Origin of the sequence: Roseovarius salis, assembly GCF_044472985.1 — a bacterium.
Taxonomy (GTDB): domain Bacteria; phylum Pseudomonadota; class Alphaproteobacteria; order Rhodobacterales; family Rhodobacteraceae; genus Roseovarius; species Roseovarius salis.
This window is the reverse complement of sequence record NZ_JBISDG010000038.1, coordinates 1-21,684: the sequence shown is the minus strand read 5'-3', so window position 1 is coordinate 21,684 and position 21,684 is coordinate 1. Positions and strand designations below refer to the sequence as shown.

Here is a 21,684-nt window from a genome sequence, read left to right as displayed (position 1 = left end):
CCCGGGATATTTCGGGCCAGAAGACACGGGGGGCGCCGGGATGCTGATCCAGGACCATGACAGGGCCGGCGGATACTGGGGCGCGGTCTATGCCTTCTGCGCCGTCAAGGGGCTGCAGGTGGTGATCGACGGCCCCGTGGGGTGCGAGAACCTGCCGGTCACGAGCGTGCTGCACTACACCGACGCGTTGCCGCCGCACGAGCTGCCCATCGTGGTGACGGGGCTGGGCGAGGAAGAGCTGGGGCGCGACGGCACCGAGGGCGCGATGAAGCGCGCCTGGGACCAGTTCGACCCGGCGCTGCCCGCGGTGGTGGTGACCGGCTCCATCGCCGAGATGATCGGCGGCGGCGTGACGCCCGAGGGCACGACGATCCAGCGGTTCCTGCCGCGCACCATCGACGAGGACCAGTGGGAAGCCGCGGACCGCGCGATGACCTGGATCTTTACCGAGTTCGGGATGACCAAGGGCCGGATGCCGCCCGAGAAGAAGCGCGAGGACGGCGCGAAGCCCCGCGTCAACATCCTCGGTCCGATGTACGGCACGTTCAACATGCCGTCCGACCTCGCCGAGATACGCCGGCTGGCCGAGGGGATCGGCGCCGAGGTCAACATGGTCATGCCGCTGGGCAGCCATTTGGCCGAGATGCGCGATCTGGTGAACGCCGACGTCAATATATGCATGTACCGCGAGTTCGGCCGGGGCCTGGCCGAGCTTCTGGGCAAACCTTACCTGCAGGCCCCCATCGGCGTGGAGTCCACCACGCTGTTCCTGCGCAAGCTGGGGGAACTGCTGGGGCTGGACCCGGAGCCCTTCATCGAGACCGAGAAGCATTCCACGATCAAGCCGGTCTGGGACCTGTGGCGTTCGGTCACGCAGGATTTCTTTGCCACCGCCAGTTTCGGGATCGTCGCGAACGAGACCTATGCCCGCGGCATCCGCCATTTCCTCGAGGGTGACCTCGGCCTGCCCTGCGCCTTTGCCGTGGCGCGCTCGGCGGGCACCAAGACGAACAACGAGGAGGTGCGCGCGCTGGTGGGGCGGCATCGGCCGCTGATCCTGATGGGCTCGATCAACGAGAAAATGTACCTTGCCGAGCTCGCCACTGGGCACGGCCCGAGCCCTGCCTTCATCCCCGCCAGTTTTCCCGGCGCGGCGATCCGCCGGGCGACCGGCACACCGATGATGGGTTACGCCGGCGCGACCTACCTTTTGCAGGAGGTGTGCAACGGGCTGTTCGACGCGCTGTTCCACATCCTGCCGCTTGGTTCCGAGATGGACGCCGCCGCCGCGACGCCCACGCCGCTGAGGCGCAATTTCCCATGGGATGCCGATGCCCAGGCCGAGCTTGACCGTATCGTCGCGGGCCATCCCGTGCTCACCCGCATATCCGCCGCCAAGACCCTGCGCGATGCCGCGGAGGACGCCGCGCTCCGGCAGGGGGCGGAGCGCGTGGTGCTGGAAACCGTGAAAGCCTTATCGCCCGACATGGGCACAGTTCGGAAGGAGGACTGAAAAATGACCGATCTTACCTCCAACACGCCGCCGCCGCGCGACAGCGGCGGACGTCGGCGCAACGCGGAATTTCACCTGTATTTCGCGTTGATCTTCCTGCTGGCGCTCCCATTCGCGACCGTGCGGTGGGTGCGGGACGTGGTCCGGCACCGCACGCTGGACCTGCGCGGCCCGCTGGCCCGCGCCTGGGCCGAGGCGGACCGGACCACACCACTGATTTTCTCGGCCTGAGCGCATGACGCCCGGAGACCGAGACACGAGCTGCCGCCCTGCAAGGGCGGACAGGAACCGGAAGGGCCGGTCAGGCCCCGACGGACCCGGCCGCGGGGGTCGCGGCGTCAGCATAACGTTCCGGAGGAAAGTTCATGGCTGATAACACCGACCTGTCCTTTACAGGTCTCACCGACGAGCAGGCCCAGGAGCTGCATTCCGTCTACATGAGCGGCCTTTGGCTGTTCGCGGCGATTGCACTGGTCGCGCACATCGCGACCTACATCTGGGCCCCCTGGTTCTGAGGGAGGATCTAGGAATGTCTAAGTTCTACAAGATCTGGCTCATCTTCGATCCGCGCCGCGTGTTCGTGGCGCAGGGCGTCTTTCTGTTCCTTTTGGCCGTCATGATCCACCTCGTGGTTCTGTCGAACGGCGTCAACTGGTTCGAGAACGCCGCTGCGGCACGGGCTGCCGTGGAGGAGTGAAACCCAGGGACGCACGTCCGATACCAAGGGTTGCGGGCGGTCACGGTCGCCCGCAGCCGACCGAATTCCAATGACGACGGCCTGGCATTGAACGGGACCGGCCGCCGAAACGCGGAGACGACACATGGCTTTGCTTAGCTTTGAAAGAAAGTATCGCGTTCGCGGAGGGACGCTGATCGGCGGCGATCTGTTCGACTTCTGGGTGGGGCCCTTCTTCGTGGGCTTCTTCGGGGTCACGACCGCCTTTTTCGCGCTTCTGGGGACGATCCTGATCTTCTGGGGCGCGGCGCACCAGGGCACCTGGAACCCGTGGCTCATAAATATCGCGCCGCCCGACCTGAGCTACGGCCTCGGTGCGGCGCCGCTCATGGAGGGCGGGTTGTGGCAGATCATCACGATCTGCGCCATCGGCGCCTTCGTCAGCTGGGCGCTGCGCGAGGTCGAAATCTGCCGCAAGCTGGGCATGGGCTATCACGTGCCCGTTGCCTTCGGGGTGGCCATCTTCGCCTACGTCACGCTGGTGGTGTTCCGGCCGGTGCTGATGGGGGCATGGGGACATGGCTTTCCTTACGGGATCTTCAGCCACCTCGACTGGGTCAGCAATACCGGCTACGCCTACCTGCACTTCCATTACAACCCGGCGCACATGCTGGCGGTGACGTTCTTTTTCACCACCTGCCTCGCGCTGGCGCTGCATGGCGGGCTGATACTCTCGGCGGCGAATCCCGAGAAGGGCGAGGAAATGAAGACGCCCGATCACGAGGACACGTTTTTCCGCGATTTCATCGGCTACTCGGTGGGCACGCTTGGCATCCATCGCCTGGGCCTGCTGCTGGCGCTCAACGCCGGGTTCTGGTCGGCCATCTGCATCATCATCAGCGGCCCGGTCTGGACCAAGGGCTGGCCCGAATGGTGGAACTGGTGGCTCGAACTGCCGATCTGGCCCTCTCAGGTGGGGATGTGAACAATGGCTGAATATCAGAATATCTTCACTCAGGTGCAGGTCGAGGGACCGCCCGAATGGGGCATGGACGATAGCGGCGAGCTGATGGCCGAGCGCGGCGGCACGCCGTTCTTTTCCCGGCTCGTCGGCTGGCTGGGCAACGCACAGATCGGGCCGATCAAGCTGGGCATGCTGGGCTGGATCAGCCTTGCGACCGGCCTGCTGTGGTTCGTCATCGTCGGGCTGAACATGCTGTCCCAGGTCGGCTGGTCGATCCCGGAATTCCTGCGCCAGCTCTTCTGGCTGGCGCTGGAGCCGCCGGGGCCGGAGTACGGGCTGGGCATCCCGCCGCTCAACGATGGCGGCTGGTACATCATATCGTCGTTCTTCCTGCTGGTCAGCGTGATGGCATGGTGGCTGCGCACCTACCAGCTGGCGCAGGAGCACAAGATGGGCAAGCACGTGGCGTGGGCCTTCGCCTCGGCCATATGGCTGTTCCTTGTGCTGGGGCTGTTCCGCCCGATCCTGATGGGGTCGTGGTCGGAGGCGGTGCCCTACGGCATATTTCCGCATCTTGACTGGACCACCGCGTTTTCAATCCGCTACGGCAACCTCTACTATAACCCGTTCCACTGCCTCTCGATCGTGTTCCTGTACGGCTCGGTGCTGCTTTTCGCGATGCACGGCGCCACGATCCTCGCCGTCAGCCGCTTCGGCGGAGACCGCGAGCTGGAGCAGATCGTCGACCGTGGCACGGCCTCGGAGCGGGCGGCGCTGTTCTGGCGCTGGACGATGGGCTTCAACGCCACGATGGAGGGTATTCACCGTTGGGCTTGGTGGTTCGCGGTCCTCACGCCCATCACCGGCGGGATCGGCATCCTGCTGACCGGGACGGTGGTGGATAACTGGTTCATCTGGGCACAGGAGCACAATTTCGCCCCGATGTATGACGGTTCCTACGGCTACGAGGCCTACGGGTCCTACGAGGCCTTCATCGGGCAGGAGGACTGAGCGATGCTACCCAACTGGTTCAACAAGTGGAACGCCGACAACCCCACCAACATCTACGGCCCGGCGATTCTCGTGGGCGTCGCGGGGGCGGCGGTGTTCGGCGCGACGATGCTGGTGGCCTTTGGCCAGCCCTTCGCCACGGACAGCCTGCAGACCGGCCCGCGCGGCAACGGCATGTCGGTGCCCGAGTTCAAGGCAGAGCTGGCCGAGCCCGACCCGGACATCGCCGGGTTCCTCGCCACGACCTCCGATCCGGTGGTGCCGCAAGGTGGCGAGCAGACGGCCGCGGAGGCACGCGAGAACGTGCCGCCCGGGCTGGACGGTCTGACGGTCGAGAACTACGATCGCCTGCTGGCGGCCATGCGCGCCTGGACCGGGATTCCCGACCTGTTCGAGGATCCGGCAAGCTACCAGACATCGGTGGGCTACGTCATGATCGGCATGACACAGAACCTCAACGAGAACTGGGCCGGCCACGTCAACGCCAACAAGCAGGTGGGCGTGACCTGTTACACCTGCCACCGTGGCGAGCCCGTGCCAAGCGACATCTGGTTCGACCTCGGCGAGGTGAACGAGAACATGGCGGGCTGGTCGGCCAACCAGAACCGTGTGACGCCGCTCAGCCAGTATACCTCCCTGCCCTCGGATGCGCTCAAGGCTTACCTGCTGGAAGGTGAGATGATCGCCGTGCACGATCTGGAAAGCCGCGTTGCCGGCGTGCCGGGCGAGGATGGCTATCCGGGCATCCAGCAGGCCGAGCGGACGTATTCGCTGATGAACTACGTTTCGAACTCGCTCGGCGTGAACTGTACCTTCTGTCACAACACGCGCGCCTTCTATGACGGGGCGCAGGTGACGCCGCAATGGGCGACCGAGTCCCTTGGCATCCAGATGGTGCTGGAGCTTAACAACGACTACCTCGTGCCGACGGGCGGGTTGCTGCCGGAGCACCGGCTTGGCCCGGTCAAGCAGGACGCGCCCAAGGCGGCGTGCAAGACCTGCCACAAGGGCTATCAGCAGCCGCTTCAGGGCACCAACGTGATCGCGGACTGGCCGGAGCTGGCAACCACCAGCGGCGAGCCGGATTACGGAAACTGACGCCGGAACCCGGGGCGGGGGATCACCCGCGCCCCGGGCCATCACATCGCGCCGTTCGCGTCCCGACCCCGATGCGCGGGCGACGCCGGAACCACCTCGGAGAGGGGATCGCGATGACCCAGTCCAGACCACGTACACCCTTGCTCGACCGGGTTGCCGGCCCGCCGGACCTGCGGCAGATGCCCGACGCCGATCTGGCGGTTCTTGCCGACGAGCTGCGCGCCGAAGTGATCGATGCCGTGTCGCAGACAGGCGGTCACCTGGGATCTTCGCTCGGGGTGGTGGAGCTCACCGTTGCCCTTCACGCGGTGTTCAACACGCCGATGGACAAGCTGATCTGGGATGTGGGCCACCAGTGCTATCCTCACAAGATCCTCACCGGCCGGCGCGACCGGATCCGCACCCTGCGGCAGAAGGACGGGCTGTCGGGTTTCACCAAGCGGACGGAATCGCGTTTCGACCCGTTCGGCGCCGCGCACAGCTCGACCTCCATCAGTGCCGCGCTCGGTTTCACGGTGGGCCGCGACATGGGCCAGCCCACGGGCGACGCCATTGCCGTGATCGGTGACGGCGCGATCAGCGCCGGCATGGCCTACGAGGCGCTCAACAACGCCGGGGCCGAGGGACGGCGGCTCTTCGTGATACTGAACGACAACGAGATGTCGATCGCCCCGCCGGTCGGGGCGATGTCGGCCTATCTGAGCGGGCTCTACGCGGGCGAGCCATTGGCGCGGATGCGCGCGCTGGCGGAAGGATTCGAGGCCGCGATGCCCGCGCCGATGCGGGAGGGTGCCAAGCGAGCGCGGCAGATCGTGACCGGCGGTCTTTCGGGCAGCGGCACGCTGTTCGAGGAGCTGGGGTTCGACTATGTCGGCCCGATCGACGGCCATGACATGCGCCAGCTCTTGCCGGTGCTGCGGGCCGCTCGGGCGCGGGCCACCGGGCCGGTGCTCATCCATTGCTGCACGGTCAAGGGCAAGGGGTACGCCCCGGCCGAAACCAGCGCCGACAAGTATCACGGCGTGGCAAAGTTCGACGTGCAGACCGGCGCGCAGTCGAAGAAGGGTGGCGGGCCGCCCAGCTACACCTCGGTTTTCGGCAACGCCCTGTGCGAAGAGGCCGCGCGCGACCCCGACATCGTCGCCGTCACGGCGGCGATGCCGTCGGGCACCGGCGTCAACGTGATGGCCGAGCGTTTCCCGGCGCGTGTCTTCGACGTTGGCATCGCCGAACAGCACGCCGTGACCTTCGCGGCGGGGATGGCCGCCAGCGGGCTCAAGCCGTTCGCGGCGATCTACTCCACCTTCCTGCAGCGCGGATACGATCAGGTGGTGCACGACGTGGCCCTGCAGGGGCTACCGGTGCGCTTTGCCATCGACCGGGCCGGTCTGGTGGGGGCCGACGGGGCCACCCATGCCGGTGCCTTCGACATCGGCTACCTTGCCGGGCTGCCGGGTTTCACCGTGATGGCCGCCGCCGACGAGGCGGACCTCACCCACATGGTCGCCACGGCCGCGGCGCATGATGCGGGCCCTATCGCGTTTCGTTATCCGCGCGGGGCGGGAACGGGTGTCGATCTGCCCCCGCGCGGCGAAGTGCTGGAGATCGGCAAGGGCCGTGTCCTGCGCGAGGGCGCGGACGTGGCGTTGCTGTCCTTCGGCGCGCATCTGGGCGAAACGCTCGCCGCCGCCGAGCTGCTGGAGGCCGGGGGGCTGGGTGTGACCGTGGCCGATGCACGTTTCGCCAAGCCGCTCGATACCGGGCTCGTCCTGCAGCTGGCCAAGGACCATCGTGTCCTCGTCACCGTGGAGCAGGGGGCGGAAGGCGGGTTCGGCTCGATCGTGATGCATGCGTTGGCACGGCACGGGGTCTTCGACCGGGGGCTGGCCATCCGCAATGTCTGCCTGCCTGACAGGCTGATCGAACAGGCAAGCCCCGCCCAGATGTACGAGGATGCCGGGATGACGGCGCAGGATATCGCCGCGACGGCCCGCGCGGCAGCGGGCGGCGGCGACGCCGGTGTGGTACCGCTTTCGGTGGTTTGACGGCCCCTGACGCAACGAGCCGCACCGTCAGATCCGGTGCGGCTCGAAAAAGCGCGTTCAGGTGGAAGAGCCCGACCCGCGATCACTCGGTGAGCGAGGCCAGATAGGCGTAGAGGTTGCGCGCGTCTTCCTCGCTGCGGACACGGAAAGTCATCTTGCCGCGTCCGGATTCGCCCGTGGTCTCCTTGAGCCAGCCGGTGGGGTCCTGAACGTAGCCGACGAAGTTTTCCTCGGTCCACTCGACCCCCTGCTCGTTGGCGGCGGCCATCAGGTCCGAATAGCGAAAATCCTCGGCGGCGCCGGCGGTTGCGCCGGCAACACCGTAGAGGTTCGGTCCGACACGTCCGCCGCGAACGATCGTTTCATCGGGTGACTCGATCATGTGGCAGGACTTGCAGGTGCGGAATTCCTTTTCGCCCTCGGCTGCGTCGCCCTCCGCGAATGCGGGCGCGGCGAGACCGATGGCGGCGGCTGTGACGATATGAAACGTCTTCATTTTGCTATCTCCACGATGGCTTGATACCCGTGGACTATCATGGGCCGTCAGGGGCATGTCAAAGGAAAACCCGGTGCCCCGCGGCACCGGGTCATTTTGCCGCTTGCGGCTTGCCGAAAGGCCGCGACAACCGCTAACGCAGCCGTTTGACAGGCCCGGTGGGCAGAGCGGATCAGGCGCCCACGATCTTGTCTGCCCGCGCGAAGATGTCCTGCCAGCGCTGCTGCTCGCGCCCGCGCAGCTTGGCTGCCTTGAGCTCCTCGTAATTCGTGGCGGCATCGCCCACCAGGATCAGTCCGACCATGCCGAGCGGCTTGTGTGGCTGGCAGTAATAGCCGTAGGCGCCCTCGGCCTCGACGACCACCTCGGCGTCCTGGCTCATGCGCGTTTTCCAACCCTCGGCGCCCTCGGGCAGCATGTCGTCATAGGTCACCGAATTGTGCGCGGGGTCGGCCGCAACGAAGCGGATCGTGTCCCCCGGCTGGGCTTGAACGATGTCGGGGTGGAATACCATCCGTTCATTGCTGTCGGGATGCTTGTTGAGCATCTGGACCTCGTGCACCTTGCCCTCGGCCCGCGCCCCGGCGCCGGGCAGGATGGCCGTGGCGGCCGAGGCGCCGAACAGGCCCAAAGCGGTGCGTCGTGTGAGTTTCATGTCGCCATCTCCTTTCCGTGTCCGGCCGTTCGCGGCGGGACATGCATTGTCTTGATCCGTCACCGCGGGTGATCCCGGCGCCGGCCGACGGGAAGCTAGCGCTCTGGCGCTTGTATCAAGTCACCGGGACAGGCTGTCGCGGCCCCGCTGCCGCCGTCACGCGACCGCGTGGGCAATGGCGCATTGTTTCCAGAGCACGACGAGCGCCTCGACAAGATGGTCGATGTCGGCGTCGCTGTGCAGCGGGCCGGGCGTGAAGCGCAGGCGCTCGGTCCCCTTCGGAACGGTGGGATAGTTGATCGGCTGCACGTAGATCCCGTAATCCCGCATCAGGATGTCGGCCAGCATCCGGCACTTGACCGGGTCCTTGATCATCACCGGGATGATATGGCTGGGGTTGCGCATGTGCGGGATGCCGTGAGCGTCGAGCGCCGCGCGCAGGCGCGCAACCTGCTGCCGCTGCGCCCGGCGTTCGGCGTCCGACGTCTTCAGATGCGCGATCGAGGCCTGTGCCGCCGCCGCCACCGCGGGCGGCAGGGCGGTGGTGAAGATGAAGCCGCTGGCGAAGGACCGGATGAAATCGCAGAGCGCGGCCGAGCCCGTGACATAGCCCCCCATGCAGCCATAGGCCTTTCCCAGCGTCCCCTCGATCAGGGTAATGCGATCGGCAAGGCCAAGCTCTTCGGACACGCCGCCGCCCCGAGGGCCGTAGAGCCCGACGGCATGGACCTCGTCGAGATAGGTCATGGCACCGTGTTTCTCGGCCACCTCGACGATTTCCCGCATCGGGCATATGTCACCATCCATCGAGTAGACGCTTTCGAAGGCGACGATCTTGGGCGCGTTGGCGGGCAGCTCCGCCAGCTTGCGGTCCAGGTCCTCGGGGTCGTTGTGCTTCCAGATCACCTTCCGCGCGCGCGAATGGCGGATGCCCTCGATCATGCTGGCGTGGTTGAGCGCATCCGACAGGATCACCGCGTCGGGAAGGCGCGCGCCGAGGGTGGACAGCGCCGCCCAGTTGGAGACGTAGCCGGAGGTGAACAGCAGCGCCGCGTCCTTGCCGTGCAGGTCCGCCAGTTCGCGTTCGAGCGCCACGTGGTGGTGGTTCGTGCCCGAGATGTTGCGCGTGCCCCCGGCCCCGGTTCCGCAGGCATCGACCGCGCGTTTCATGGCCTCGCGCACCACCGGGTGCTGGCCCATGCCGAGGTAATCGTTGGAACACCAGACCGTTACCTCACCGGGGGCCTCGGCATCGTGGTTTCTCGCCTTCGGGAAATCTCCGCAGCGGCGCTCCAGCTCGGCGAAGACGCGATAGTTGCCTTCCTCCCTCAGCGTGTCGAGCTGCGCGCTGAACATGGCATCAAAATCCATGGGATCCCTCCGGTCTTGTCTTGTGCTTCTGTCTTTTCTCGGGCGCGGGCAACATCCAGCGCCACAGCTTGGCATCCGGCAGCGGCAGCACCATCAGCCAGTGCTCCAGCAGGGCCAGCGCCGTCAGCGCGGCCAGCAGGGCGAACCCGGCCGCCTCGGCCCCCGTCGGGGCGGCGACGAGCCGCTCCAGCCAGCAGCCGGCGGCGAAGGTCAGCGCGGTGACCGAGACCGGGAATACCCAGTTCAGCCGCGAGATGCGGAAATGGCTGGCCAGGTGGCCCAGCGCCCGCGGCAGGAATTCCGTATTGATGCGCGGCACGCCGAAAAAGAGGTTCAGCTTGGCCGAGATCCGCGCGAAGTACAGGATCGTGAAGGTCCATAGCCCGACGGTGTTAGCGGCGCCGTAGCCGTGCAGCCACAGCGCGATGAGGATCGCGGTCAGCAACATCTCGTGATAGGCGATCGTGCCCCATGCGCGGATGAAACGTTCCCATTCGGGCAGCCCCTCGGGGCATTCATAGGGGTTGGGCCCGGTGATGACGCCGGTGAGAAACGCCAGTTCCACCCAGCCCCAGACGGCCAGCGCGGCCATGAAGGCACCGTAGACGGCGCCGGTCGTGGTGCTTCCCAGCGTGACCAGGAGGCCCAGCACCCCTGCGGCCAGCAGCGGCAGCGCGCCGAGGGTGCAGATCCTGCGCGTGCGCCATCCCCCTCGGTCCGCATGCCGCACGGCCATCAGGATCATCCCGGTGGAGAACCACCACGCGAAAAGCGCAACGAGGGCCGCGATCCAGGGCGATGTCATGGCCATCCCCCGTTCTTCATCTTGCCCGAAATACTCCGGGGGACCGTCATTGTCGCGCCATTGCTCCGAGCGACAATTGCGACGGGGGCCCGCCCCCCGCCCCGCGCCGCGATCGTGTCGCGGAAACCGGCCATCAGTAGGCCGGCTCCAGCCGGGTGCTTTCGGGCACCTCGTGCTTCTTGGCCGGGATGAGGTAGAGCGCCGCGAACGCGGCCGCCGCGCGGGCGCTGGCCGAGAAACGCCTCACGGCCGCGGCGGCGCCGCTTTCCTGCTTGGCTTTCGCGAGGTCGGCGTTTGCCCTTTGAAGCCGCCTGAGCCCGCGTTCCCATCTGGGGTTTTCGATATCCAGCGTGATGGGAAAGACCTGCTTGCTGAGTTCCGAGGTCTTGGTGAAGACCTCGTGGCCATACCAGTCTGGATCGACGCCGAGCGCCGCGTGGAAGGCGGGACGCTGGTGGTCGCGCACGTACATCGTGGCGAAGACGGCCGTCAGGAAGAACTTGATCCACCAGACATTGACGCCGCGCGTCAGCTTCGGGTCCGTCTTCATCAGCAGGGCGAAGGCCTCGCCGTGGCGGAACTCGTCATTGCACCATTCGAGGAACCACTTGAAGATGGGGTGAAAGCGGTGCTCGGGGTGTTTCTCGAGGTGGCGGAAGATGGTGATGTAGCGGGCATAACCGATCTTCTCGCTCAGGTAGGTGGCGTAATAGATGAACTTCGGCCGGAAATAGGTGTATTTCTTCTTCTGCGTCAGGAAGCCCAGGTTCACCGCCACGCCGGCCTCGCGCAGGGCGTCGTTGATGAAGCCGGCATGCCGCGCCTCGTCGCGCGCCATCAGCTGGAACAGCGTGGTTATGTCGGAATTCGACCCGCGCCGCTTCATCTCCTTGTAGAGCACGCAGCCCGAGAACTCGGCGGTGCAGGAACTGATGAGGAAGTCGATCAACTCCTTTTTCAGGGCAGGGTCCATCCCGTCCCAGTCCACGTGGTCCCAGGATTCGTCCTTCTTGAAGTGGCCCTTGTTGGGGTCGTCCTGCATCTCGGCGATGAGCGCGTCCCAGTCGGCACGGACCGGGCTTACGTCGATGGCGTCGAGCTCGTCGAAATCCGTGGTGTAGAACCGCGGCGTCAGCAGGGTGTTCTGCATCGCCACGTCGGTGGCGGCCTTGCTGTCGAACCTTGCCTGTTCTTCCTGGATGGCAAGGCCTTCCTCTGCCGTGGTCGCGTCGGCGGTGTGCTTGGCGTGCATGTTCATAGCGTGGCCTCCTCGGAAAAGGAGAACTCGCACAGCTCCATGACCTCCACGTCGCCGGTCAGGCGTGTCCAGAGCTGTTCGAGCTTGCTGGCCCGGATAATGGTGGCGTCCCGGTCCTCGCGGACGATCTCACCGAAGGGCGCCATGATCTCGGGCCCGTGGACCTTCACCTCGTCGCCGGGGTGTACGGTCGTGCCGTTGTTGAAGCGCACATGCGCGTGCAGGCTCTCGAACTTGTGACTGATCTCCACAGTGCACGGCGCGTGTTCGAGGTCTTTTGTCAGCCATCCCATTTTGGCCTCCTCCCTTATTGTGCCAGCAGCCGCGCGAAGGCCCTGGCGTTGTCGGCGCCGAACCCCATGAGGTCGGCGCGCCACCCCGTTGCGGGGTCGTGAATTTCCAGACGTCCGGTGTCGCGCTGCAACAGCGTCACGGGTGCGTCGAGCGCCACGTCGTGCTTGCTGCGCTCATGCACCAAGACGCGGTAGACACCCGAGATGAACCCGCCCTGCTCGGGGCCGAGATCGGCGATCAGCGCCCCGCCGGGCGTGGTCACGGTCGCGGCGCCGGCCATGTCGCCCGACAGCACGATATCGCGGCTGATCGTGATCTGGCCGGGCGGCGGCGTTGCCACCAGCGGGCGGTCGGTCAGCCGCGCGTAGCTGACAAGCGCAAGGCATAGCAGGACCAGAACGAACATGGCCCGGACCATGGCGCGCGGGATCTTTTCCTTGTCATACGGTTTGTCCGTATTGCCGGTATGGGTGTCCATCTGGGTCATCTGGCATGTCCCTCTTTCATTCGGCCGCCATGGCGGCGGCACTTCCGGACCCGCTGCGCGCAACCTGCGGCGCGGTCACGCGCGCCTGCGCGGCGTCCGCCAGCAGTGTCGCGACCCGTTGGGCATCGGGAATGCAGCGCAGCGCGGGCTGGGTGCGCCGCATCTTCCATGGGCGCACATGCGGCCAACACACGAGGTAGGAAAGGCGGGTCTCTTCCTTCAGCTCCAGCGCGATCGTGCCGGTGCCGCCACGGCGCAGATCCAGATCGGCGTTGCGGATTTGCGTGTAGGGCAGGTTCAGCGTGACGGTGAGCGCCGCGCCGATACGCATGGCGACGCGCGATGTCGTGATGGTGTAGACCGTGCTGCGGGCCTGCACGATCCCGATCGCCAGAAGCAGCGCGCAGACCAGGCCGCCCATGACCAGCAACGGAGAGGAGGCCGCGAGCGCAGCCCCCGTGGGGATCTGGTCCACCAGTGTTACGAAGCGCCAGGCCGCGAGCAGGACGAAATAGCCTGCAACCCATGTCAGGTTGAGCGACTCCCGCGTCAGGGCCCACCAGTGCGGGCGTCCCTGCCAGAGGATCTGCTCGCCCTTGGGCGGGCGTTCCGGCAGGCCCTTGACGGGTTCGAATGCGAAATCGTCGTGGCTCATGATGGCCTCCCTGGTGTGACGCTCAACCGAGCTGCGGCTCGAGCCGTTCCTCGCTGGCGTAGAGCGTCCCGCCGGCGTAGTAGCCGGTGATCTTGTCCTCCTCGAGCAGCGTCACCTGCCGGGGCGAGGCGTGCTGCGGAATGCCGGGAAAGTGCCTGCCGTAGAGCGAACGCACCTTCACGCGGTCGGACCTGATCAGTGCCATGGTGATCGGCACGAGCCGTTTTCCCGCGCCCTCGTTCAGCTCCATCTCGAGGTAGCGCACCAGCTGTTCGGGCTCGTCGATCCACATGTCGGTGATCCTGCCCACGACCTCGCCGTCGCCGGCCTGCACGGGCAGGCCGCGCGGATCGCGACCAGCCGCCACCGCGTAGCTTTCGGTGGCCGCCATCGGCACGATCTTGGGGTGGCCCTTGCCGTCGAGCTCCGGGACGTCCCGGCGCGGCGCCCAGCTGGCCGGCCCGACCCCGTCGGCCATCGGATCGCCTGTCGGCACGAAGGGAAAGCCGTTGCCATGCGCCGTTTTCGCCAGCGCGAGATCCTTGCGGTCGGGGTTCTGGCCCGAGGGAACGGTCACCTCGCCGCGGCCATGGGGCAGCTTGAACGTCTTGTCGTCGGGGACGGGGAACAGGCCCTGGTTGGCGGATTCCCTGCCGTCGTCGTCCTCCAGCGGGTAGCCTTCGCGCATGTTCTCGCGCTGGATGTAGAAGATCAGCAGCGCGAAGAAGATCCAGAACAGCCAGAGCGAGACGCTGGCAAGGTCGAAATTTCCAAAGAAGGCGTCGGTCATGGGACCATCCTTTCGGTCTTTCGGCAGGTCATGTCGGGAAATCGGCCAGGCCGATACGGGCCGCTCCCGGTTTGGAGGGTTGGGGGTGGCGGCGCACGATGCGCACGAGCGGGCCGAGAACCGCGAGGGTGACGAACAGCAACCCGATCTCGACGTGGTAGACGAAGGAGTATCCGGTCGCGGCGGTGGCCAGCGCCTCTCCCCAGGCGCCCGAGACGGCGACGGCGTTGACGCCGTCGCGCAGCGCGCCACCGAGGAAAATCGAAAGCCCCGCCGCCGTGGCCTGTGCCGCGCCCCACGCCCCGAGGGCGAGGCCGTGACCGGCGGCTCCGGTCGCGGGCAGCGTCATGGCGGCGATGAGCGTGGCCACCGCGAAAAGCCCGCCTCCCAAACCGATGAGGGCCGCGCCGGCGAAGAATATTGCGCCCGATTCCATAGGTGCGGCGAAGATGACGGTGGAAAAGGCGGCAACGCCCACGAGCAGGCCGGTTGCGGCGATCCGGTAGGCGTCGCGACCGCGCGCCAGCGCCCGCCCCGCCAGCGCGAAGCCCGCCAGCGCGCCCGCCGCCCAGACCGCCGTGAGCAAGGTGGTCGAGGACACCGACAGCCCGAGGATCTCGCCGCCGTAAGGTTCCAGCAGCACGTCCTGCATGTTGAACGCCATCGTCCCGAGAAATGCCACGGCCAGCAGCCGGCCGGCCTGCCCGCCATTCATCAGGTCGGCCCACGCGTCGCGGAAGCGCGGGCGCGGGGCGGTCCGCTCGGCGCGGGTCATCGGGCGGACCTTTTCCTGCTTCCACAATGCGATCAGGTTGAGCACGATGCCGACGCTCGCCGCGCCCTGCACCACGCGGACAAGTTGCAACGACGTGAAATCGCGCAAGAGCCAGCCGATCACGATGGAGGACAACGCCATACCCAGCAGGAACATCACGTAGAGCAGCGCCACCACGCGCGGGCGCGTCTCGTCGCTCGCCCGGTCCGTGGCCAGCGCCAGCCCCGCCGTCTGGGTCATGTGGATGCCAAGGCCCGTCATCAGGAAGGCCAGCGCCGCCAGCACCTCGCCCGCCCAAGCCGGCCCCATGGTCTGCTGCCCCGACAGCACGAGCAGCGCGAAGGGCATCACGGCCAGCCCGCCCATCTGCCACAGCGATCCGAACCAGAGATAGGGGATGCGTTTCCAGCCGATGGCGCTGCGATGCGTGTCCGAGCGGAAGCCCAGCAGCGCGCGGAACGGCGCGATCAGCACCGGCAGGGCGATCATCGCGGCCACGATCGTCGCCGGCACCGAGAGTTCCACGATCATCACGCGGTTCAGCGTCCCCAGCAGCATCACCGTGGCCATGCCCACCGACACCTGGAAAAGCGACAGGCGCAGCAGCTGCGCCAGTGGCAGGTGATCGCTCGCCGCGTCCGCGAAGGGCAGCAGGCGGGTGGTCAGCCTCTTGAGGTGATGCGGGCGGGGCACGATCATGCGGCAAGCTCCATCGCCTGGCTGATGTAAAAGCCGCTGGTCACGCGGCCGAGCGTGGTGAGCGAGCCGGTCGCGCCGGTCTCCGCCAGCGCGCGGCGCAGCGCGCCCGGCGCGTGCGGAACCATGATGGGCGACCGGTCGGACCGCGGGAACAGCTGGCCCATCCGCCACATCGCCATCAGCAGTGGCGTGCGCGGCGCCACGGTGAACACCAACCGCCCCGCGGTGCGGATGCTCAGGGCCTGCAGCGCCGCCGCGATGTCCCCGCGCCGGTAGTAGATCAGGCTGTCCATCGCCATGACGTGGTCGAAACGGCCCAGAGCGGGGTCCAGCATGTCGCCCGACCGGAAATCGACGCGCGCCGCGAGATCGACCGGCAGCCGCTTTCGCGCGATGCCCACGAGCGAGGGCGAGATGTCGATCGCAACCACCTCGGCGCCACGGGCGGCCAGTTCCGCCGTCATCTGGCCCGCGCCGCAGCCCGCGTCCAGTACGCGCGCGCCCGAAAGGTCGGCCGGCAGCCGCGCCAGCATCCGCGCGCGCATGTCGTCGCGTCCGCGCCGAACGGTCTCGCGGATGCGCGACACCGGCGCATCGCTCGTCAGCCGTTCCCAGGTGCGGGTGGCGGTCCGGTCGAAATACGTCTCGACACGGGCCAGCGTGCGGTCATAGCTCATCAGTCGAACCCCAGAAGCTCGAATATGTCGCGGTCCTCCATCGGCGCGGGGGCCAGCCCCTCGGTGCCGTTCCACAGCGTCTCCGCCAGGCGCACATACTCCTTGCGGCAGGCGACGATGTCCTCGTCGTCATCCATCTCGAACAGTGTCTTCTTCTTCAGCCGCGAACGGCGGATGGCATCCACGTCGGGCATGTGCGCGATGCGGTTGAAGCCCACCTTGCCGCAGTAGCGGTCCACCTCGTCGGTGTCCTTGGAGCGGTTGGCCACGCATCCCGCCAGCCGCACCTTGTAATTGTTGGACTTGGCCTGCACCGCCGCGATGATCCGGTTCATGGCATAGATCGAGTCGAAGTCGTTGGCGGTCACGATCATCGCGCGGTCGGCATGCTGCAGGGGCGCGGCGAAACCGCCGCAGACCACGTCGCCCAGCACGTCGAAGATCACCACGTCGGTGTCCTCCAGCATGTGGTGCTGTTTCAGCAGCTTTACGGTCTGGCCCACGACATAGCCGCCGCAGCCGGTGCCGGCGGGCGGACCGCCGGCCTCCACGCACTGCACGCCGCCCCAGCCCATCGTGACGAAATCCTCCGGCCGCAGCTCCTCGGGGTGGAAATCGACCTCCTTGAGAATGTCGATCACCGTGGGTTGCAGCCGGCCGGTGAGGGTGAAGGTGCTGTCATGCTTGGGGTCGCAGCCGATCTGCAGCACCCGCTTGCCCAGCCGGGTGAAGGCCGCCGACAGGTTGGAACTTGTGGTCGACTTGCCGATACCGCCCTTGCCGTAGACCGAGAACACCTTGGCGCCCTCGATCTTCATCGACGGGTCCTGGTGGACCTGCACAGATCCTTCCCCGTCCTGGCCCCTGAGGCTCGGAATGTCGTCGCGCGGGCTCATGATCACTCCCTTTCCGGGGGGCGTGCCCCCTGCTTCTTCTTGGTGGAAATACCCCGGGGTCCGGGGCGGAGCCCCGGTCCGGCGTCTTGCGTGGCGCGCAGGTCCGTCATTCCGCGGCCACCCCCTCGAGCCTGTCTTCCATCGCGTCGGCCGCGTCGCGCAGCGCCGACAGGGTGGCGTCGTCGGGCTGCCAGTAGGCGCGGTCGTGCGCCTCCAGCAGGCGGTTGGCCATGCGCGAGGAGGCCGCCGGGTTGAGGTCGGTCAGCCGGCGACGCATCTCGTCGTCGAGCACGAAGGTTTCCGATATCCGCTGGTAGACCCACGGTTCCACCTGACCCGTCGTGGCCGACCAGCCCATGGTGTTGGTCACACTGGCCTCGATCTGGCGGACGCCCTCGGCGCCGTGCCTGAGCAGCGCCTCGTGGAACTTGGGGTTGAGCGAGCGCGAGCGTGTCTCCAGCGCGACCTGGTCGGCCAGCGTGCGGATCCTGCCGGCCCCGCGCGTGGTGTCGGAGATGTAGATCGCCGCTTCCTGCCCGCCGCGGGCACGCTTGACCGCGCGGCTGATGCCGCCCAGCGTGTCGAAGTAGTGATCGACCGTGGTGATGCCCAGCTCGATGGATTCGAGGTTCTGGTAGGCCAGGTCGACCGCGCCCAGCGCCTTTTTCAGCAGCCCGTCGTTCTGCGTCGCCTTGCCGTCGACGCCGTAGGCGAAGCTCTTGCGCGCAAGGTAGGCGTCGGCCAGCTCGTCCTCGTCGTCGAAGGCCGAGGCGTCGACCATCTGGTTGACGTTCGACCCGTACGCGCCCTCGGCGTTGGAAAAGACGCGCAGCGCCGCGGTATCCATGTCGCAGCCGGTTTCGCGGGCATGCGCCAGCGCGTGGGCGCGGACGAAATTCATCTCTTCCGGTTCGTCGGCCGTGGCGGCCTTGTGTGCTGCCTCGGCCAGCAGCCGGGTCTGCATGGGCAGCAGGTCGCGGAAGATGCCCGACAGCGTCATCACCACGTCGATGCGTGGGCGGCCCAGCGTCTCCAGCGGCACGAGGTCGGCCCCGCAGAGCCGGCCGAAGCTGTCGAAGCGCGGGGCCGCGCCGATCAGCGCAAGCGCCTGCGCCAGCGGCGCGCCGTCGGACTTGATGTTGTCCGATCCCCACAGCACCAGCGCCACGCTGCGCGGCAGGGTCTTGTGCGTCTCCAGCAGCAGCGCGGCCTGTCTCGCCCCTTCGCGGCAGGCGTACTCGGTCGGCATGCGGAAGGGGTCGAAGGCATGGATGTTGCGGCCCGTCGGCAGGATTTCGGTCGCACGGACGAGATCGCCGCCCGGGACAGGCGGGGTGAAGCGGCCGTCCAGCGCGTTCATCAACGCCGGCATCTCGCTGTCCCGCTGCAGCAGGTCGTCGACGCGCGCGCGGGTGTCGGCGTCGGCCCCCTCGATCAGGTCGAGGTAGTCGGCGCGCGCCTGCGCGCTCATCGTCTCTCCCAGCACGTGGAGCCCCTCGGGGATGAGCGCGTCCTCCGTCTCCAGCAGCTTGAGCCACAGCGCGTCGGGGTCGGCGCCGTCCATGTCCACCGCCGCGGCCTGTTCAGCGATCAGCGCCGCGATCTCGCCGCGCTCGGGGGCGTCGGGGGCGGTCGCGCGCCAGCGCGCCAGGCTGTCCTTCAGTTCCGCCAGGCCCTTGTAGAGCCCCGAGGCCGACAGCGGCGGGGTCAGGTGCGTGACCGTCACCGCGCCCGATCGGCGCTTGGCCAGCGTGGCCTCCGACGGGTTGTTGGAGGCATAGAGGTAGACGTTGGGCATGTCCCCGATCAGCCGGTCCGGCCAGCACCGCGCGCCGGGGCCCGACTGCTTGCCCGGCATGAATTCCAACGCGCCATGCATCCCGAAATGCAGCAGCGCGTCGGCGCGGAAGCGGTTCTTCAGCCAAAGATAGAACTGGGTGAAGGCATGGGTGGGGGCAAAGCCGCGTTCGAACAGCAGGCGCATCGGGTCGCCCTCGTAGCCGAAGGCAGGTTGCAGCCCGACGAAGACGTTGCCGAACTGCCGCCCGAGGATGAACACGCCACGCCCGTCGGATTGCACCTTGCCCGGGGCGGGGCCCCACTGTGCCTCGATCTCGTCGAGCCATGGCGTGCCGGCGACCATGTCCGCGGCGCTGACATGGTCGGCGATGTTGGCCTCCTGCCCGTACTGCGCGGCCGAGCCCTCCAGCACCGCGGCGCGCAGCGCCTCGACCGTTTCGGGCGGGTCGATGTCGTAGCCCCGCCGCTTGAGCGCGTGCAGCGTGTTGTGCAGCGAGCGGAACACGTCGAGATAGGCTGCCGTGCCCGCCGCGCCGGCATTGGGCGGAAAACCGAACAGCACGATGCCCAGCCGGCGCTCGGCCACGTCCGACCGGCGCAGGCGCGCCTTGCGGTCCACGCGGGCGGCCAGCATTTCCACCCGTTCGGGGCAGGGGGCCATGGCCTTTGCCGGGCCTTCGCCCTTGCAGCCGCGTGTGCAGCCGGCGCAGCCGCCGGCGCCGTGACGGCCCGCGAACACGGTCGGTGTCGTCGCGCCGTCGAGCTCCGGCAGGGCGACGAGCATCGTCGTCTCGATCGGGCCGAGCCCCTGCGGCGCGTCGGCCCATTGGCCGAGGGTCTGGAATTCCAGCGGGTGCGCGGCGATGTAGGGAACATCGAGCTTGCCCAGCACCTCGGTCGCGGCGTCGCTGTCATTGTAGGCGGGTCCACCCACCAACGAGAACCCCGTGAGCGACAGCAGCGCGTCGATCCGCGTGATACCGTTCCTTTGGAAGAACGCGTCGATCGCCGGACGCCCGTCCAGCCCGCCCGCGAAGGCCGGCATGACGCGCACGCCCCGCGCCTCCAGCGCCCGGATTACGGCGTCGTAATGCGCGGTATCGCCGGCCAGCACGTAGCTGCGCATCATCAGCAGCCCCACAGTGGCGTGATGATCCCGCGGGGCGGGCAGGTCGGCGGTGTCGGTGGTGATACGCTCCGGCAGGTCCGGATGGTAGAGCGCGGTCTCGGGGTATTCCAGCGGTTCGGGCGCCCGCGCGCCGCGCCACCCGTCGTGGCGGCAATAGCGCGAGATCAGGAAGCGGACCATCGCCTCGATGTTGTCGTCCGACGCGCCGAGCCAGTATTGCATCATCAGGAACCATGCGCGCAGGTCCTGCGCCCGGCCCGGTATCAGCCGCAGGATGCGCGGCAGGCGCCGCAGCATGCGCATCTTCTTGGCGCCGTCGTCGGTCTTCGATCCTTTCGAGGCACCGCGTAGCTTTTTCATCAGCTTGCGCGTGGCGCTTTCGGGCGCGGCCATGTCGAGCGTTCCCATGCGGGTGAGCTTGACGATCTGGGCATCGGCGATGATGCCGACCATGGCGTCGCAATCCTCGCGCCGCGCCTGAAGGTCCGGCAGGATCGCGCTGATGTGCTCTTCGAGGAAGAGCAGGGTGGCCACGATGATGTCGCCCTGCGCGATGGCCGTGCGCGCCTCGGCCAGCGCCTCGGGCCGCTCGTTCCATTCGGCGGCGGCATGGACGGAAACCTCAAGCCCCGGGAAATCGCGGGCCAGCCTGTCGGCCACCCGGGCGCATGGCCCGGCGGCATGCGAATCCAGTGTCAGGATCACGACGCGGTAGGCACGGCCTGCCATCGGTATCACCCGGTCACCGCGCATAGTGAGCCTTGGCCTCGTAAAGTGTTTCGATGCCGATCTCCGACAGCCCTTGCGCGGCGGCGAAGGTTTCGGTGTTGCGCCGCGCCTTGCCGCGCACGAAGAACGGCACCTTCCTGAGTTCGCGCTCGGCGTCGGCGAGCCAGATCACCTCGCCAGGCTGCGCGTCGGGCGTGTCCGGCAGTGTTTCGGCCTGCCCGGCCGGCTCGGCGCGGGGGGCGGCCTTGTGGCCGTGGTGGCTGGCGCCCGCGTCGTCGTGGAATTCGAAGTCCTCGCGGAACATGTGCAGCAGGTGCTCCTCCAGCCCCATGACCAGCGGGTGCACCCACGTGTCGAAGATCACGTTGGCGCCCTCGATTCCCATCTGGGGTGAGTAGCGGGCGGGAAAGTCCTGTACGTGCACGGGCGCGGAGATCACGGCGCAGGGGATGCCGAGGCGCTTGCCGATATGGCGCTCCATCTGCGTGCCGAGGATCATCTCGGGCGCGAGCTCCTCGATGCGCGCCTCCACGTCGAGGTAGTCGTCGGTGATCAGCGCCTCGACGCCGTAGTCCCTGGCCAACGCGCGGATCGGCCGGGCCATCTCGCGGTTGTAGCAGCCAAGGCCAACCACCTCGAACCCCATCTCGTCGCGGGCGATGCGGGCGGCGGCGGCGACATGGGTGCCGTCACCGAAGAGAAAGACGCGCTTGCCGGTGAGGTAGGTCGAATCGACGCTGGCAGAGTACCATGGCAGGCGCAGCCGGGGGGGGGGGGGGGGGGGGGGGGGGGGGGGGGGGGGGGGGGGGGGGGGGGGGGGGGGGGGGGGGGGGGGGGGGGGGGGGGGGGGGGGGGGGGGGG

The 21,684-nt window shown here is 67.6% G+C and carries 22 protein-coding genes; 8 read left to right on the top strand and 14 right to left on the bottom strand.

Annotated elements, in window-relative coordinates:
- Positions 1-40: 40 nt before the first annotated feature.
- The 8 genes from bchZ to dxs all read left to right on the top strand — a co-directional run bounded on the left by bchZ (position 41) and on the right by dxs (position 7,307).
- Complete coding sequence (gene bchZ / locus ACH13J_RS14520; RefSeq protein ID WP_397544066.1) at positions 41-1,513, top strand: chlorophyllide a reductase subunit Z; 1,473 nt, start codon at positions 41-43, stop codon at positions 1,511-1,513.
- A gap of 3 nt (positions 1,514-1,516) precedes the next feature.
- A complete protein-coding gene (gene pufQ / locus ACH13J_RS14515; RefSeq protein ID WP_397544065.1) occupies positions 1,517-1,744 on the top strand; it encodes a cytochrome PufQ in 228 nt (75 codons plus the stop codon).
- Between the two features lie 134 nt (positions 1,745-1,878).
- Positions 1,879-2,028: a light-harvesting antenna LH1, beta subunit gene (pufB, locus tag ACH13J_RS14510; protein WP_397544064.1), complete on the top strand. Its 150-nt coding sequence runs from the start codon at positions 1,879-1,881 to the stop codon at positions 2,026-2,028.
- Between the two features lie 14 nt (positions 2,029-2,042).
- The gene (pufA, locus tag ACH13J_RS14505) at positions 2,043-2,210 is read left to right on the top strand and encodes a light-harvesting antenna LH1, alpha subunit (protein ID WP_397544063.1); all 168 of its coding nucleotides are present in this window, start codon (positions 2,043-2,045) and stop codon (positions 2,208-2,210) included.
- A gap of 124 nt (positions 2,211-2,334) precedes the next feature.
- Positions 2,335-3,174 carry a photosynthetic reaction center subunit L gene (gene pufL / locus ACH13J_RS14500; RefSeq protein ID WP_397544062.1) on the top strand — a complete coding sequence of 280 codons (840 nt, stop codon included), beginning with the start codon at positions 2,335-2,337 and terminating at the stop codon, positions 3,172-3,174.
- Positions 3,175-3,177: 3 nt separating this feature from the next.
- Positions 3,178-4,164, top strand: coding sequence for a photosynthetic reaction center subunit M (pufM, locus tag ACH13J_RS14495; RefSeq protein WP_397544061.1), 987 nt, complete (start codon positions 3,178-3,180; stop codon positions 4,162-4,164).
- Between the two features lie 3 nt (positions 4,165-4,167).
- Entirely contained in the window at positions 4,168-5,262 is a 1,095-nt protein-coding gene (gene pufC, locus ACH13J_RS14490) for a photosynthetic reaction center cytochrome PufC (RefSeq protein WP_397544060.1), read from the top strand.
- 113 nt (positions 5,263-5,375) lie between these two features.
- On the top strand, positions 5,376-7,307 hold the full coding sequence (gene dxs, locus ACH13J_RS14485; protein WP_397544059.1) for a 1-deoxy-D-xylulose-5-phosphate synthase: 1,932 nt from the start codon (positions 5,376-5,378) through the stop codon (positions 7,305-7,307).
- 82 nt (positions 7,308-7,389) lie between these two features.
- Here the strand turns inward: dxs and ACH13J_RS14480 are convergent, their stop codons facing one another.
- From ACH13J_RS14480 to ACH13J_RS14415, 14 genes are all read right to left on the bottom strand, one after another.
- Entirely contained in the window at positions 7,390-7,803 is a 414-nt protein-coding gene (locus ACH13J_RS14480) for a c-type cytochrome (RefSeq protein WP_397544058.1), read from the bottom strand.
- 172 nt (positions 7,804-7,975) lie between these two features.
- A complete protein-coding gene (locus tag ACH13J_RS14475) occupies positions 7,976-8,458 on the bottom strand; it encodes a pseudoazurin (protein ID WP_397544057.1) in 483 nt (160 codons plus the stop codon).
- A gap of 156 nt (positions 8,459-8,614) precedes the next feature.
- Positions 8,615-9,829 (bottom strand): 5-aminolevulinate synthase, encoded by a 1,215-nt coding sequence (gene hemA / locus ACH13J_RS14470; RefSeq protein ID WP_397544056.1) that lies wholly within the window; start codon positions 9,827-9,829, stop codon positions 8,615-8,617.
- Positions 9,819-10,634 carry a putative photosynthetic complex assembly protein PuhE gene (gene puhE, locus ACH13J_RS14465; RefSeq protein WP_397544055.1) on the bottom strand — a complete coding sequence of 272 codons (816 nt, stop codon included), beginning with the start codon at positions 10,632-10,634 and terminating at the stop codon, positions 9,819-9,821. Before puhE ends, hemA begins: the two co-directional genes overlap by 11 nt.
- A 133-nt stretch (positions 10,635-10,767) precedes the next feature.
- On the bottom strand, positions 10,768-11,892 hold the full coding sequence (gene acsF, locus ACH13J_RS14460) for a magnesium-protoporphyrin IX monomethyl ester (oxidative) cyclase (protein ID WP_397544054.1): 1,125 nt from the start codon (positions 11,890-11,892) through the stop codon (positions 10,768-10,770).
- Complete coding sequence (locus tag ACH13J_RS14455; RefSeq protein ID WP_397544053.1) at positions 11,889-12,185, bottom strand: hypothetical protein; 297 nt, start codon at positions 12,183-12,185, stop codon at positions 11,889-11,891. The genes acsF and ACH13J_RS14455 overlap by 4 nt, the downstream gene beginning before the upstream one ends.
- A gap of 14 nt (positions 12,186-12,199) precedes the next feature.
- The gene (gene puhC, locus ACH13J_RS14450) at positions 12,200-12,673 is read right to left on the bottom strand and encodes a photosynthetic complex assembly protein PuhC (protein ID WP_397544052.1); all 474 of its coding nucleotides are present in this window, start codon (positions 12,671-12,673) and stop codon (positions 12,200-12,202) included.
- A gap of 16 nt (positions 12,674-12,689) precedes the next feature.
- The gene (gene puhB, locus ACH13J_RS14445) at positions 12,690-13,328 is read right to left on the bottom strand and encodes a photosynthetic complex putative assembly protein PuhB (protein WP_397544051.1); all 639 of its coding nucleotides are present in this window, start codon (positions 13,326-13,328) and stop codon (positions 12,690-12,692) included.
- 22 nt (positions 13,329-13,350) lie between these two features.
- Positions 13,351-14,118 (bottom strand): photosynthetic reaction center subunit H, encoded by a 768-nt coding sequence (puhA, locus tag ACH13J_RS14440; protein WP_397544050.1) that lies wholly within the window; start codon positions 14,116-14,118, stop codon positions 13,351-13,353.
- Between the two features lie 28 nt (positions 14,119-14,146).
- The gene (locus tag ACH13J_RS14435) at positions 14,147-15,592 is read right to left on the bottom strand and encodes a PucC family protein (RefSeq protein ID WP_397544049.1); all 1,446 of its coding nucleotides are present in this window, start codon (positions 15,590-15,592) and stop codon (positions 14,147-14,149) included.
- Positions 15,589-16,269, bottom strand: a complete 681-nt coding sequence (gene bchM / locus ACH13J_RS14430) for a magnesium protoporphyrin IX methyltransferase (RefSeq protein ID WP_397544048.1) — start codon at positions 16,267-16,269, stop codon at positions 15,589-15,591. Before bchM ends, ACH13J_RS14435 begins: the two co-directional genes overlap by 4 nt.
- Complete coding sequence (gene bchL, locus ACH13J_RS14425) at positions 16,269-17,165, bottom strand: ferredoxin:protochlorophyllide reductase (ATP-dependent) iron-sulfur ATP-binding protein (RefSeq protein ID WP_397544047.1); 897 nt, start codon at positions 17,163-17,165, stop codon at positions 16,269-16,271. Before bchL ends, bchM begins: the two co-directional genes overlap by 1 nt.
- 106 nt (positions 17,166-17,271) lie before the next feature.
- Complete coding sequence (locus tag ACH13J_RS14420; protein ID WP_397544046.1) at positions 17,272-20,847, bottom strand: magnesium chelatase subunit H; 3,576 nt, start codon at positions 20,845-20,847, stop codon at positions 17,272-17,274.
- Positions 20,837-21,684 (bottom strand): nitrogenase component 1 (locus ACH13J_RS14415; protein ID WP_397544045.1); only part of this gene is annotated, 848 nt, incomplete at its 5' end. The genes ACH13J_RS14420 and ACH13J_RS14415, both read right to left, overlap by 11 nt.